Genomic DNA, 14,196 nt, shown 5'->3' with positions numbered 1-14,196 from the left:
CTCCTTCAGCGATGAGAAGAGACAGTGGTGTGAAACGGAACTGGCCGCAATATACATCATGGGCACGCAGCCCCCGCCGGGCCAAGAACGCCCGGCGAGGCTACCAAAACAAACGCGGCAGAGCTGGTAATTTCTTGCAATCCGCAGGCACCAGCCCCCGCCGGGCCAAGAACGCCCGGCGAGGCTACCAAAGCAAACGCGGCAGAGGTGGTAATTTCCTGAGATCCTCGGGCACCAGCCCCCGCCAGGCCAAGAACGCCCGGCGGGGCTACCAAAGCAAAACCGCCTCCCGGATGAATCCGGGAGGCGGTGGTGACGAGGGGGTTCCGGTTACTTCTTGTCTTTTCCTACGGTAACGGTGACAGCCTGGGTGGCCACGTTGCCTTTGCTATCGGTGGCCTTGATGGTGATCGTATAGACCCGCCCGTTGCCGGTGCCGGCCCGTTCCGACCGCAGCAGCACGTGGTGCGGATCGACGACGACCCAATCGGGATCGGTATTGCCGTCTCCGGTCCCGTTGATGGCTTCATTGCTGGTGACACTCAACGTCGTGGTCACCGTACGAAGAGTGGTGCACAGGTTCTGGAGGGTGTAGTTGACGGTGATGGGAACCAGCTTGTGATTGGGCGGCCACAGCGTCGATTGGTCGACCGAGGCGTTGCTCACCAACAACGGCATCTGGAAGAATCCCACCGGAATGTCGTGGTCCGAAAAGCGTTCCGGACGGTTTGCATCGTTGCGGTAGCTCTCGGGGAAATCGGCGTTGTTGCGGCCATAAAAGAGCCCGTTCAAAGAGGGGAGCAGATTCCCGGTCACCAGGATATGGTCGAGCTCCTGGGCGTTTCCGTTGAAGACGTAGGAATACTTCTGGTCCGGAGCGACCGTATCGACCAGGTCCGTGAGGGTCGGATTCACGAGGGCGGACGTGGCGAAGAGTACCTGGTCAAAAGGAGCCGGCGTTCCCAGGACGGTCCCGATGACATCCACATAGCCATCGCTGAACTGGGTCGAGTTATAGTCGCCCACGGAAATCACGCGTTCTCCCGCCGCCTGGTGGTCCTGGATCAACTGGGCCAGGAACTCCGCCTGGGCGGCCCGCTTGGCGCGGACGCGGACTCCATCGACGGGATCGTCGATGCCAGAGAGCGAACGGAGATGATTCACAATGACGGTCACGGGGAATGGGGGACCGGCAGGGGGCTGAATGGTCGCGCGCAGCACGAGCGGCGGGCGGTCGTTCAGCATCGCCGGACCACTATTGGGATCATCGTAGGTGGTATCCTTCCCCACCTGCGTCACATCGATGACCGTGACCCGCGTTGCCTTGACGAGAAATCCGACGTCAATCCCGCCGACATCATTGCCTTCGGCGAGGAAGGCCTGGTATTGCGGACTGGCCAGACCGGCGGCCACGGCGTCGGAGTTGACCTTGTCGGCGAGGGTCTGGAGCGTCGAGAGATTCTCCATTTCCTCAACGCCAACAATGTCGGGCAGCTTCATGACATTGCGGATGGCGAGCGAGACCTTGTTGAGCCGGTTATTGAAGGCAGTGGTCGTGAGCGCGACATCGCTGGTCGAGGGATCGTTGACCGTGTCATAAAAACGCTGCATGTTGGAAGAGGCCACAGTGAATTCCGCGGGACAAGCATCCGGCACCGCAAGGGCGGTGATATTCCCCGCAACACTCGCCTGTGTCTGGTTTCCAGGATCAGGCAGGAGGGTGTAACTGCGGGAACCGTAGTCGAGCACCCCGCTGACATTGTTGAGGAAGGCTCCGCTGGTGGCTTCGAGCCGCGCGGCGCCGAGCAATCCGTCACTATCGACACGCAGCTTTTCGGGATTGCCGTCGAACCGCGGAACACAACAGGGAGCACCTGCCGGCAACAGGTCGGGGACCTCAATGCCGGGCTCCGTGAAGGGGCGGGCCACGCCGTCGATCACCGTAAAGAAAATGCCGCTCGAGGTTGAGGTCGCGCTGGCTTCAGTGATGCTTCCGCCGGTGGGCGCAACAACCAGCAACGAGTCCACGTGAACGCGCATGCCTTCGAATCGCTCCAGCTGTTCGAGGCCGCCCGATGGAGTGGTGTCGGTGCTGGTGAGCGTGACCGGGTTGGGCAGGGCATTCCCCGAGGAGAGAATGGTGAAGACCGGGGACCCTGCAATTTCTGTCAAGGGCGGGCTGACCGGATCAGAAGAGGGGATGAATTCCTGGATTGTCCCCGTCACCTTGACCAAATCGCCGATCGAGACCGAGGCCGAAGGGTTGCTGGACGTGAAGATGAAGATCCCCTCGGAGGTGTTGGGATCGCCATCCACTTCGGCGTCCGGCATCTGAATGAAAAATCCGTTGCTTTTGATTCCCGTGACGACGCCGCGGGTCGCAACCAGTTCACCTACATGGGGCGAGGTCGTACCGGGTCCCTGGAGATCATGGATGGCTGTCAGCGGAGGTTCGATGGCGAGGGTGATGGACGCAATTCCGTTTCTCAACTGCGCGTCTGAAATCGTCACAGGGAGCGTCTTGGAACCCGGCGTGATGTTACCGCCCACCGTTGCCTGATAGGAGAAAATGAGATCTCCCGCGACGGCATCGCCGTTGGTTCCATCGTCGGACAACGCCTGTGCGGCCGAGCCGCCGATCAGAAGCAGATTGGTAGTCACAGAAATTCCGGTGCTGGTTGGATTAGCGCCCGGCGTGACCTTCACCGTCAACAGGGTGGAACTCCCGGCGGTCAATGAACCGGGTGTGGCCGCTCCGGTGCCCGACGGATCAGTGGGACCAGCGCACAGGCTGATTGGAGAGGCGGTGTTGCGTGGAGTGGGAGCTCCTGTCGAAAAATCGGAGGCATTGTTATCCGTGTCTGTGCATCCTCCTGATTTGCGCAGCGCGGCCGTGGTATTGTTCAACGTCGCCGTAGGACCACTTCCCTCGAAGTTGTTTGCTGTACTCCCGAATCCCACAAAATCCACGATCGCCGTATTGGGAAAACAATTGCCCGCGGCGGCACCACAAGTGAGCGTCGTTTGATTGGAGACGAGCGCCACCTTGCCGGCAGTGGCACTCATGGGGATGTTCCCAATGGCATCGGGGGTTGGCAGAGGCAAGGTACCGCCCGCGCCCTGGGCCTCCTGGACCAGATAATACTGACCCGGCTGGATGACGCCAGAGAGGTTCGTTATCTGCCACGAGGAACCTGCGGCAGCGGCATATTGCACCGACCAGGTGCTCACATCGACGGCGCTGCCTCCTCGATTGAAGAGCTCGATGAAATCATTTTTTAAGGTTGCACCCGAATTGCCGCCGCCCCCATAGACCTGGCTGATCACGATGCTGCTCGATGCAGCCTGAATAGGGGAAGGACTGGCGAGTTGACTGAGGATTAAGACGAGACCGAGGAATGCAAACGCGCCAGTCCTGACAAGACGGGAACGTCGCGTTGTTCGTTGTGACAAGGGGGTAATTCTCATTGATTGTTCTCCTCTTTATGAATCCGCACTGCTCGTTTCCGAGGGGGATGAAAGTCCCCTTCGGTCATCCGCAGATGTGGGAATGCTGCTGTTGAGCTCAAGATCGGCCGGAATGAAAAGCCCGCCGATGGTGTTTCCTCCATGAAGGCAATTGTTCAGTAAAGCTCCGGATTGATGCAAGACGTGGAATGGGGTGATGGTCATCACTCAGTGGTTTCCTGTGAGGAACAGAACGGGGCCTTGGACTTCCGGAATTCGAGAGATTTCCTCACGCGATGTTCATTTTCTAAAGTCAGTCTGACGGGTTTGATAGTCAGGGCTTCCGGGACAGCGCTAGATCGTGACGGGATGAAACCGGAATTTTGTTCTTGCCTGTCTCTTCGTTCTATTTTGAGTTGAGGAAAGTCACATGTGAATTCGAACCATTTGAGAGCCTCAACTCAAACGGTGGTGTGACTCCTTGTGGGTAATGATAACCCCCCCGACGTAGAAAGTTCAAATGGTATTCTGACCGTCGTGTGTCCCAATCAGGTTGTGAGTAGAAGTGGGGTTGCTTTGGTAGCCCCGCCACGGGGTGTGTGGCGGGGGCTTGTGGATGAGAGGTGCAGAAAAGGTGATTTTGTGCACACTGCCGGCACCAGCCCCCGCCGGGCAAAAAGCGCCAGGCGGGGCTACCAAAGCGCAATCCCAGCAAACTGAAACCTTTTGATTTCTTGCGCGTGAATTTGTTGTATATTTTGTACCGCTCAACGACGACAAGAACAATTCTTTGAACCCACTAAAACCCATGAAGAAAACAAAATCCTCCTCGATCAAGCTCCTTTCGTGGAATGTGAACGGCATTCGGGCCGTTGTGAAAAAGGGATTTCTGGACTGGTTCCGCAAGGCTTCGGCCGACTGTGTGTGTCTCCAGGAAACCAAGGCGGAGCAGCAGCAACTCGATCCGCAGGTGGTGGGCCTTGAGGGGTATCAAAGTTTCTGGAGTTCAGGCGAGCGCAAGGGATACAGCGGCGTGGCCACGTACTGCAATCGTCCTCCCCGCTCGGTCAGGCCGGGGTTTGGAATCCCCCGGTTCGACACGGAAGGTCGGGTGCTGGTCACCGAGTTCGAACCGTTCACCCTGTTCAATGTCTACTTCCCCAACGGCAAGCGCGACCAGGAACGGCTGGACTACAAGATGGATTTTTATGAATCGATCCTGAAGCACTGGGAGACGCTGCGGAAACAGGGCCACCGCCTGGTGATTTGCGGCGACTACAATACCGCGCATCACGAGATCGACATCGCGCGCCCCAAGGAAAATGAGAATGTGTCGGGATTTCTAAAGATCGAGCGCGATTGGATGGACCGCATGGTGGCCCGCGGGTACGTCGACGTGTTTCGCAAGATGAATCCTGACCGGCGCGATCAATACACCTGGTGGGACATGATGACGCGGGCCCGCGAGCGGAATGTCGGCTGGCGCATCGATTATTTCTTTGTGACCGAAGACCTCTTGCCGCACGTCAAGAAAGCCTGGATCGATCCCGAAGTGACGGGCTCAGATCATTGTCCGGTGGGACTGGAGTTGAAGTTCTAGTGTAGTGTCCAACAAATAACTGGACAGATAATATGGTTCAAGTTAAACTCAATCATGTGCCCAACCACCCCTACTGTATGTTTGAACCCCGGGGATCAGGAACAGATTCAGCAGTGGCTGGCAGCGTATGGAACCCCCCAGCAAGTGGCGCTTCGAAGCCGCATCGTTTTGGCGGCGGCAGCCGGTCAGTCCGACAGTGCCATCGCCCGAGCACTGGAGATCAATCGCAAGACGGTGATGTTGTGGCGCCGCCGCTTTGCCGAGCAAGGGACGGAGAGTTTGTGGGAAGTGGCGCCGGGTCGCGGGCGCAAGCCTCTCTTGGGACCGGAAAAGATAAAAGCCATCGTGGCGGCGACGCTCGAGACCAAACCCCACGGCATGACGCAATGGAGTTGCCGGCTGATGGCGGAGCGCCAGGAGGTGAGCAAGTCCACGATCAGCACCATCTGGCGCAGCCACAATCTCAAACCGCATCGGGTCAAGAGCTTCAAGCTGTCGCGCGATCCCAAGTTTTTGGAAAAGCTCACGGATGTGGTGGGTCTGTATTTGAACCCACCGCAACAGGCCATGGTGATTTGTGTGGACGAAAAGAGCCAGATTCAGGCGCTGGACCGCACGCAACCGGGCTTGCCTCTGAAGAAGGGGCGCTGTGGCACGCTGACTCACGACTACAAGCGCCATGGCACGACGACGCTGTTTGCAGCCTTGGAAGTGCTGCAGGGCCAAGTCATCGGCCAATGCTACCAGCGACACCGCCACCAGGAGTTTCTGAGATTTTTGCGCCGTCTGGACCAAGAGTTTCGCGGCGAGGTGCCCTTGCACCTGGTGATGGACAACTATGGCACTCACAAACATCCCAGCGTGCAAGCCTGGATGAAACGACATCCTCGCTTCCTCCCTCATTTTGTGCCGACCAGTTCCAGTTGGCTCAATCTGGTGGAGCGCTGGTTTGGGGAACTGACCTCCAAGAGAATTCGGCGCGGTTCGTTTGGAAGCGTGAAAGATTTGCAAAAGGCCATCTCCGAGTTTCTGGCGGCGTGGAATGAGAACCCCAAGCCCTTTGTTTGGACGGCCACGGTCGAATCGATCCAAAACAAGCTCTCACGTTGTCGTCAGACGCTCGAACAAATTCAACCCGGCTGTACCCAGCCGCGCCGCAGAAAGGCAAAGAAAAAACTGTCCAGCTAATTCTTGGACACTACACTAGCATTGTGCTCCAAGCTTAATTTGGGATGCCGATAGTTAGAGGAACTGAACCAGCCGAAGTCGGATGTCGGAAGACAGAAGCCAGAGGCCGGAATTCTTCTGTAGGGGCGCACAGACGTGCGCCCTCCTTTGATGTCGGAGTCCGAGGTCAGAAATCGGCGGTCAGAAGCCGGAAATCGTCTCGAATTTGACGAGACACACAATTGATGATCTTTTGTTTGAATTGTAGTTGCTTCCTGTTTCTGGTGTCTGCCTTTTGTGCCTTGGATTCAAGAGAGGGCGCACGTCTGTGCGCCTCTACGGGAGAAATCTGGCCTCCGACCATCGAACTCCGCCTTCTCCTCCCCCCTGACACCCGGCACCTGACACCTCCTTCACTGTTCACTGGATCCTCACGCTCACCGGCACATCATTTCCCGAGGCCGAGGCCGAAATTTCAAGCGGCTGGGTCAGTTCGAGCGACTTAATGAAACACAGCCCCTGGTTATCGGTGCGGCAGTAATAGACGGTCATGGCGATTTCGATTTCCGTCTTTCCCGGTCCCGGGGACGACTTGAAAGGAATCGCAATGGGCAGTTTCGGGTCTTTAACGGAGTTTTTTCTCGCGGACTCGGCAATCGTCACGCCCTCTCCGTTAATCTTCTTAATTCGGTAGCTCAACGGAGCCAGCGGGTTGAGATGATAGCCATCGGGAAGCTTGAGATCCACGAGAAGACGTCCTTCGGCACCCGGCTTGATTGACCGTGCGGCGAGGGACTGGCGGATGTTGAAGGGTGATCCGGAATCATCGCCTGCCACGGGCGCTGAAGAGGCCAGTTCATCAAAGCCATAAATCTGCAGCGTGGTCACCTTCTTCGTCTTCAGATCGGCGACGCGGATAGCGTGGTTGTTGGTGTCGGCGATAAACAGCCTGTCATGGGCGATGGCCAGTCCCCCCGGCTCGTAAAACTGGGGATGACTTTCATTGCCGAGGCCCGGCTTGCCCGTCCCAAGCAGCGTTTCTACAGTCTTCTTCTCGGGATCGACCCTCTTGATTTTGTGGTTGTAAGTGTCGGCCACCAGGACTTTGCCGTCGTGATACAGGACGCCCAGCGGGTGCTGCAATCGGGCGTCCGGATAGGAACCATCCTGATCCCCGAATTCAAACAAGCCTTCGCCGATGAGGGTGTGGACTTGAGTGGGTTGACCGAGGTCGGCATATCGCACAGCGCTCACCTCACTGTCGGCAAAAAACAGCCGCTTCCCATCCGTGGTGATCCCGCTGGGTTGAGCGAGCGACGCCTTGTCCAAAGGCCCGTCGGCGATGTTTTCCGCCCCATTCCCGGCAAAAGGAGCGACCTCTTTTTTCTCGGGATCAAACACCCACAACTGATGGCTCCCCGCCATCGCAATGTAGATTCTTTCCCTGATCGCCGTCAGGTCCCAGGGCGAACTGAGAGGCGTGCTGAGGGCAGGGCCGCCCTTGGCTCCCCACTCGGCCTGGACCCCGGTGCCGGCCCCTGTCCCGACGGTACGCTTCTTGAGGTCCAGCTTTCGGATACAATGGTTCTCCGTATCGGCGACCCACAGCACATCACCGGATTCAGAGAGGGCCATTCCCTGCGGATGATGAAAGGTCGCCTTGGCAAAATCGCCGTCCGCGCGGCCTTCCGCTCCCGCGCCGGCCACGTCGACGACCTTGCCCTCGAGAGTGGTAATCAGGATGCGATTATGGTTGGAGTCCGCAATGAAAAGCCGGTCGAGCTTCTCGCTGGCAATAATTTTTCCCGGAAAGGAGAGGACTGACGGGGGCTGCTTGTATTTTTCAAGGGCGAGGGGCAGCGGCTTCGTGTTGAGCTTTGCAGCCGCCTTGAACTGATCCACGAGTTGCCCAATGGCGCGATCGAGGGCCGTGTAGTTTCCTTCGCCCGACACCTCGCCGACCACATAGCCATCCGGATCAATCAGCACCAGGGTGGGCCAGGCGCGAACCGCGTATCGCCGCCAGATTGCAAAGTTGGCATCGTTGATGACGGGATGCTCGATTTCATACCGCAAAATGGCCTCGCGAATGTTTCCGGACTCCTTCTCATTCTGGAACTTGGCCGAGTGAACCCCGATCACCGCCAGGGCGCCGCCGTATTTCGTCTCCAGTTTTTTCAAATCCGGGATGACGTGCATACAATTGATGCAGCAATAAGTCCAGAAATCGAGCAGGACCACCTTGCCGCGCAGGTCTTGAATCGTCAGCGGGTGTTCAACGTTTAACCAGGCCACGGCCCCGTCAAAATCGGGTGCGTGAATTTGCCGTTGTGTTTGACTCATGGATCCCCCGTTGTCAACCGGGTCGAGATTGTTGGAATTCGAGAAGGCGGCGAGGTTGCGAATCGAGATCATTCCGCGGGCCGATTCCATGAAATTGCGAAGGGAGGGCACGGAGAGGAACAAGACCAGGACCAGCAGGGCTCCGGCAGCGATCCACACGCGCAGTGTGATTCGCCGGGCGCGCTCAAGCGCGTTTCTCGAAACAGAGAGTGATTGTTCCATGCCTGCTCCAGTTAGATGCAGAAGTTCATCACCGAGAAAAGCTTTGATGACAAATCCCGCTCCCCAATCTCCGAAGAGGTTAATCCCCGGACTGCCTGGTTTTATTCCCGGATTCCGAGATCGAAGGCTGTGAAGTGAGCCGGCAGGCCCGGGCCGAAAAAAGAATGGATTGGCATCTTCCATTCTTCAATTGCCTGAGCGCATCCGGACGAGTCCTGATATCTCCCGAGATCGAAGCGTCGCTATGCGCGAGGTGGCGAAGGATGTGGATTCAAAAGATTGTCAGGAGTGTCCCTTCAGCACCTTTTCAATTCTTGAGAAGATCCTCTCGATGCCTTCACGAAACACGGGTTCGGGAGGGATCAAGCTCAAAACGATGTGGCCCTCGCCTTCGAAGTCGAAAAAATAGCCGGGATGGACAAGGACTTCGTCGCGCTCCAGCCATTCGAAAGCCCAGGCGTCCTCCGTCGGAGTGCGCGGAATGGCGAGCACGGCGCTCCAACCCCCCTCGGCGATCAACCGCTCGCAGAGGCCCCCGGTTTGAGCTACGCGCTCATCGAGGGCGTGAAGGTTGGAACGGACACGCGTCAGAATCTCCCGGCGCATCATCGGGCGGACATCTTGAAGCAGCGTGGGGAGGGCCTGCTGGATCGGAGTTGCGACCGAGAGGTAGGTATCGCCAATGACCTCCAGCCGTTCCAGCGCCGGCGTCAGCCAGGCCGGCGGTCCACTTGAAGCGATCCACGCCAGTTTCATCTGGGGCAATCCCAGCATCTTCGAAATTCCGTTGAGACAAAAAGTAAGCGCCTCGGTGCCTCCGACCAGCGAGTGCAGCCGTGTAGTCTCCGGCGAGGGTCGGGACAAGCTGCCTGCGAGTTCAGTGCGCGGGTTGTCCCCGGAGGGGCCGTCTTCAAATCCGAAATCCAAGAACACCTCATCGGAAATCAGGGCGAGCTGGTGATCGCGGCAGAATGCGGTTAAAGCTTCCTGCTCTTGTGGGCGGATGCCCGATCCGGTGGGATTGTTGGGATTCACCACCAGCAGGGCGCGCGTTCGGGAGGTGAGCCCATGCTCCACCGAGCTCAGATCGACATGCCAGCCCCGGTGATACTCGAGGTGATACGCCTGAAGGTTCACATCGTTGAGGCGAGCGAGGAAATCCAGAAGGGGATAGCTGGGACGAGGGACAAGAATCTGATCTCCGGGCTGAGCGAGAAGGCGGAACAGAAATGAATACGCCTCGCTGGTGCTGGCGGTGAGAAGAATCTGTTTCGGATCGATGCGCTGAGCGGCCGTTGATTCGTAATACCGGGCCACGGCCTCCCGAGCCTGGAGCAGGCCTTGCGGGGCCGGTTCGTAGGAGAGGTTTTCAGGTTGAAGAAGGGGCCCCAGGATTTTTCCGCCCGGATAGGACAGCTTGCACCGGGTGGGATTGGACTCCGTGAGATCGAGCAAGGGCCGGCCTTTGCGGCGATGCTCGGCCACCCGCAGGGAGAGTTCGTTGGGAGACAGATCCCAGGCCGTGCGAGAGGAAAAATGAAAGGGATTCATATTCCGATGGTGACTTGAATTGACCGTGTGCGGATGCTCACGGGAGCAAAGAAAAACGCCGCGGGCCGGATTTCCGGTTCAGAAATCCCGGCAAGCGGCGCATGATGTTGTTCGCGGGAATCCACTCCCGATGCGGTCCACCCGACGCGATGAACGGCAGGGTCGGGTTCTGGAAGCCACCCGGCCGGGTTAATTCCCGGGCGCTGGGGTGCTCCCAGGGGCCTTATATTTGTCGACGGCCTTCTGGGCCCCGTTGGGGTCCTCCGGATGTCGGGTCTTCCAGTACTCCTTGAGCACCGCATCCACGGAATTCCGTTGGTTGGTCCACTGGGCCTGACCGTCGGTGAGCGCCAGGAAGCGGCCGAGCGCGTCGATGGTGTCATCCGCGTCCTTGTGGATCACGTCCAACTGGGCTTTGGCCTCGGGACTGTCTTTGTCGGTGACGGCATTGTATTTCTTCAGGTCTTCGTCGTATCTGCCCTGGAAAATGAGACCGAGTTGAAAGGCGGAGTAGGGCTCGTTGGGATCCGCCGCCAGGGCCTTCTGAAGATTGGTGATCGCCTGATCAACGGACTTGTCATGGGCATCGATGAGGCCGAGGTTCTGGTAAAGCATGCCGAGGACCTTGTTCTTCTCTCCCCCGTCCCACTTTGCCTTGTCCTGCACCATGGCGGGCACCTTGCCGGCCTCGATCTCGGCGATCGCCTTCTGAGTAAAATCGCGCCCGTCCTTGGCCAGCGCATAGTCTCGCGCCCGGGTCAGACGATGGCTTTCGAGAGCCGGCCAGTAAAGAAATGTGATCGCTTCAACGCCCTCCGGCGGACTGGCAAGAAATTCCTTGGCCCGGTTGAACAGATCGGCGGAGTTGTGACTCTGCCAGGCCGCAGCAAACTGCTGGAACTGATACTCCGTAATGGACTGATGCATGTACGCCGCGTACTGTCCCTTGGGATACTTATCGAGGTATTTCTTCGCAACATCAGCTTTCTTGGCCAAGTCCTTTTCGTTGTACCAGGCGGTGTAAAGATCGGCTTCCGAATCTTTGGCCTGGGCTTGCGCCATCATGACCGCCGTCCCCGCAAAGAGCAGGACTGCGGCCATCACAACAGCTAGGTATTTTGCGGTTCGTGTCATAGTGGTTCTCCACCCTCCCTCGATGCACTCGGTTCGAAAATGGTTTTTTAAATGATCCCGCAGTCAAGGACGAGAAGATGTCCTCGAAGTATGAAGCCCCCCCGCGACGGTCGCTCACCCTCGAACGCGTTAAGAAGAACAGGGGCACATCTCGAAAAAGGTAAAGCAACCCTGAGGTCTCAGGTTTCGGGCCTTCTGAGAGCAGTCCATTGTGTACCCACGAGGGAATCCAGCGAGCAATGCAGCCTGCCGAAAGGAAGAGCCCTGTGGGGGGAAGATGATGTTGGAAAATTCCTTGTGTTGAAAATGTGCCGTTATCCCCACAAACAAGCCCACCGACTTTAGCAAATCGGAAAGAAAAATCAAAATGGAAAATTGACGAGAGGTTCCGGTGGAGACCAGCCGTGGGTTTCGAGCGGGAAGGTTTGATTGAATAGGAGGGACCGACTAAAGTCGGCACTACGGAAATACAACATGACCGACTGAAGTCGGTACTACGGAAATACAACATGACCGACTGAAGTCAGCACTACGGGAACACGACATGGCCGACTAAAGTCGGTACTACGGAGGGATCACGGCAGAACGAGGTAACCGACTGAAGTCGGTACTACAATGGATTTGGAAAGCCGACGAAATCGGGCTCGGTTTCAAGCCGGAGGCCGAACTTCTCATCCACCCCCGCCTGGACCTCGCGCATCAGCTCGAGGACCTCATGGGCTGTGCCCCCACCGCGGTTGATCAGCGCCAGGGTATGTTTGCTGGAGATGCCAACGCGACTTTTTCTGCGCGACTCCGGGGGATATCCTTTGGAAAAGCCTGCCTGTTCGATGAGCCATGCCGCCGCTATCTTTATTCCACCCGGCACGCTTTCTCCAGGAAAAGTAGCACTGGGGGCCGGATAGTGCGGGATGTCCACACCGGGATGAAGTTTCTGAAGTTCCTCGAAGAAAGAGGGCTTCACGATGGGATTCTTGAAAAAAGAGCCGACACTGTGGCAATCGGGATCCTCCCTTACCCACAGCATCGCCTTGCGCCGGCGGATGCTTCGCACGGCTTCACGAACGGCCTGGAGGGAAGGTTTCAGGGCCGCGCTCCGGAAGTAGCGTTCCAGATCCGCATACCGGAGGGTGGGTGGACCGCCGACGTGGAGCGCATACGTGACCGACAGGACGATGTAGCGGTCTCGCTCGGTGGTGTTAAAAATACTCTTGCGATAGGAAAATCCACATTCACCCTTCTCGAGTTCTCGAACCTTTTCCTCGCGACGGTCAAAAACGCGGACGGAACGGATGACGCTGGAGACCTCCTGTCCATAAGCGCCCACATTCTGGATGGGGGTCCCCCCGACTGAACCCGGGATCCCGCTCAAACATTCCACCCCGGCAAGATTCTGTCCCACGCAAAAGTCTACAAACTGATCCCAGTCAATCCCGGCGCCAACACGGTAAATCCTCTCGGTCGAATCCTTACGGTCTCCAGCTACCGCTTCACGGCCGGGAATCGAATTGCGAACGACCATGCCCTGGAACCCCTCATCCGCCACAACGATGTTGCTTCCACCGCCCAGAACAAAAAAAGGAAGCTGCCTCTGCCGGGCAAATTGATGCGCCTCGATCAGGGTGGATTCGTCCTGCGCTTCGACAAGGTATCGTGCCGGGCCGCCAATCTCCAACGTCGTCATCGGCGCCAAGGGGACATTTTCCTGGAGCACCATGGTCACGGATGGAAGAATACCTGAATTTGGTTTTAATTTGAACAGGGGTCCGGTGGATCGGGGCGGGCACCACCGGGCGGCACGGAAAGGCCCGGGATTCCCAGGAACGGAATCCCGGCTACCCAGGCAGGCCACCCGGCGAGTTATTCCCGCACATGAGTTTAAGTTGTCGGCCTCAGGAGTGCTTCTAATCTCTATAAGGGGACAGTGAGCGGCTTACGCATCGACGATCTCTAAGTCTTCTTCGTCCAATGAGGATTCAGTATTGAGATGTCTTATAGAGGAGGTTTGGGTGTCGGAAGAGGTCCTGGACCCGTGACCATTGAGAGCGCGGTTGTGCTTCTTCACACTCATGTAGGAGGCCAGGGTGCAGAGAAGTGACATCCCGATGCTGACCGGCAATAGGGCATAGATGCCAATGCTCGCCCCGATGATACAACTGATGAAAATCAAGAGCAGCGAGACCCCGAGAAAATTCCGATCGATATAGATATAACCGAGACCGGGAAAGAAGAAATTCAACCAGGCTGCCGCCGTGGGATCCTTCTTGTCTTCCAGGAAAGAGCAGGAGGGAATGTAAAGCGGGCGCGACAACAGGCGCTTTCCAGGTTCAATGCCTGACGGGGTTTCCACGACGGATCGCCGTGGTTTGAGCGAGGTGAGGGTCTTGCCGCACCGGACGCATTCCTCGCTCCGGATTTGGATATATCCACATTGAGGACATCTCATGGCTTACCCTCCCATCGAACAAGCTGACAATGTGCGAATACAATCTCCATCAAAATTCTTACGAAAAGTTGGCGGAAGGCTCATTTTCGTGTGTCCGGAAGGGCGATCCGTGGGAGCAGCATGCCCACATGGCAAAGATCCTTCGTGGCGCAAGTTCGGTGTTTTCTGTCGTAGGGGAGCGGAGCCCCCCGTGCTGTTGGCAGGGCGGTTTGAGGGAGGCTCCAGAATCCGAAAGGGTCTGGATTAGGCCCGGCGGGCCGCTAGAATGTGGCCCCACCTGAAGCTC

General features: G+C 57.6%; 7 protein-coding genes and 1 pseudogene. 2 read left to right on the top strand and 6 right to left on the bottom strand.

Translation table 11 applies throughout. The features are described 5' to 3' along the window. Nucleotides 1–330: 330 nt before the first annotated feature. The gene (locus LAO21_20845) at nt 331–3,468 is read right to left on the bottom strand and encodes a lamin tail domain-containing protein (GenBank protein ID MBZ5555168.1); all 3,138 of its coding nucleotides are present in this window, start codon (nt 3,466–3,468) and stop codon (nt 331–333) included. A gap of 787 nt (nt 3,469–4,255) precedes the next feature. Here LAO21_20845 and xth point away from each other — a divergent pair. Together xth and LAO21_20835 are read left to right on the top strand one after the other, a co-directional pair. After that, nucleotides 4,256–5,047, top strand: coding sequence for an exodeoxyribonuclease III (xth, locus tag LAO21_20840; protein ID MBZ5555167.1), 792 nt, complete (start codon nt 4,256–4,258; stop codon nt 5,045–5,047). A gap of 54 nt (nt 5,048–5,101) precedes the next feature. Beyond that, nucleotides 5,102–6,160 (top strand): annotated as a pseudogene (locus tag LAO21_20835) (IS630 family transposase). 474 nt (nt 6,161–6,634) lie between these two features. Here LAO21_20835 and LAO21_20830 read toward each other — a convergent pair. From LAO21_20830 to LAO21_20810, 5 genes are all read right to left on the bottom strand, one after another. Beyond that, nucleotides 6,635–8,557, bottom strand: a complete 1,923-nt coding sequence (locus LAO21_20830; GenBank protein MBZ5555166.1) for a redoxin domain-containing protein — start codon at nt 8,555–8,557, stop codon at nt 6,635–6,637. 504 nt (nt 8,558–9,061) lie between these two features. Beyond that, a complete protein-coding gene (locus tag LAO21_20825; protein MBZ5555165.1) occupies nt 9,062–10,330 on the bottom strand; it encodes a pyridoxal phosphate-dependent aminotransferase in 1,269 nt (422 codons plus the stop codon). A 189-nt stretch (nt 10,331–10,519) separates the two neighbouring features. Continuing rightward, nucleotides 10,520–11,464 carry a hypothetical protein gene (locus LAO21_20820; protein ID MBZ5555164.1) on the bottom strand — a complete coding sequence of 315 codons (945 nt, stop codon included), beginning with the start codon at nt 11,462–11,464 and terminating at the stop codon, nt 10,520–10,522. 610 nt (nt 11,465–12,074) lie between these two features. Next, entirely contained in the window at nt 12,075–13,181 is a 1,107-nt protein-coding gene (locus tag LAO21_20815; protein MBZ5555163.1) for a UDP-N-acetylmuramate dehydrogenase, read from the bottom strand. A gap of 216 nt (nt 13,182–13,397) precedes the next feature. Beyond that, nucleotides 13,398–13,910 (bottom strand): hypothetical protein, encoded by a 513-nt coding sequence (locus tag LAO21_20810; GenBank protein ID MBZ5555162.1) that lies wholly within the window; start codon nt 13,908–13,910, stop codon nt 13,398–13,400. Nucleotides 13,911–14,196 lie beyond the last annotated feature (286 nt).

This window comes from Terriglobia bacterium, assembly GCA_020073085.1.
In the GTDB taxonomy this organism is placed as follows: domain Bacteria; phylum Acidobacteriota; class Terriglobia; order JAIQFV01; family JAIQFV01; genus JAIQFV01.
The sequence above is the reverse complement of the archived record's forward strand: the minus strand, read 5'-3'. Positions and strand labels throughout refer to the sequence as shown.

Excerpts from the sequence above, each read along its gene's own strand:
- LAO21_20845 (MBZ5555168.1), bottom strand. The coding sequence starts at position 3,468 with ATGAGAATTACCCCCTTGTCACAACGAACAACGCGACGTTCCCGTCTT.
- xth (MBZ5555167.1), top strand. The coding sequence starts at position 4,256 with ATGAAGAAAACAAAATCCTCCTCGATCAAGCTCCTTTCGTGGAATGTG.
- LAO21_20830 (MBZ5555166.1), bottom strand. The coding sequence starts at position 8,557 with ATGAGTCAAACACAACGGCAAATTCACGCACCCGATTTTGACGGGGCC.
- LAO21_20825 (MBZ5555165.1), bottom strand. The coding sequence starts at position 10,330 with ATGAATCCCTTTCATTTTTCCTCTCGCACGGCCTGGGATCTGTCTCCC.
- LAO21_20820 (MBZ5555164.1), bottom strand. The coding sequence starts at position 11,464 with ATGACACGAACCGCAAAATACCTAGCTGTTGTGATGGCCGCAGTCCTG.
- LAO21_20815 (MBZ5555163.1), bottom strand. The coding sequence starts at position 13,181 with ATGGTGCTCCAGGAAAATGTCCCCTTGGCGCCGATGACGACGTTGGAG.
- LAO21_20810 (MBZ5555162.1), bottom strand. The coding sequence starts at position 13,910 with ATGAGATGTCCTCAATGTGGATATATCCAAATCCGGAGCGAGGAATGC.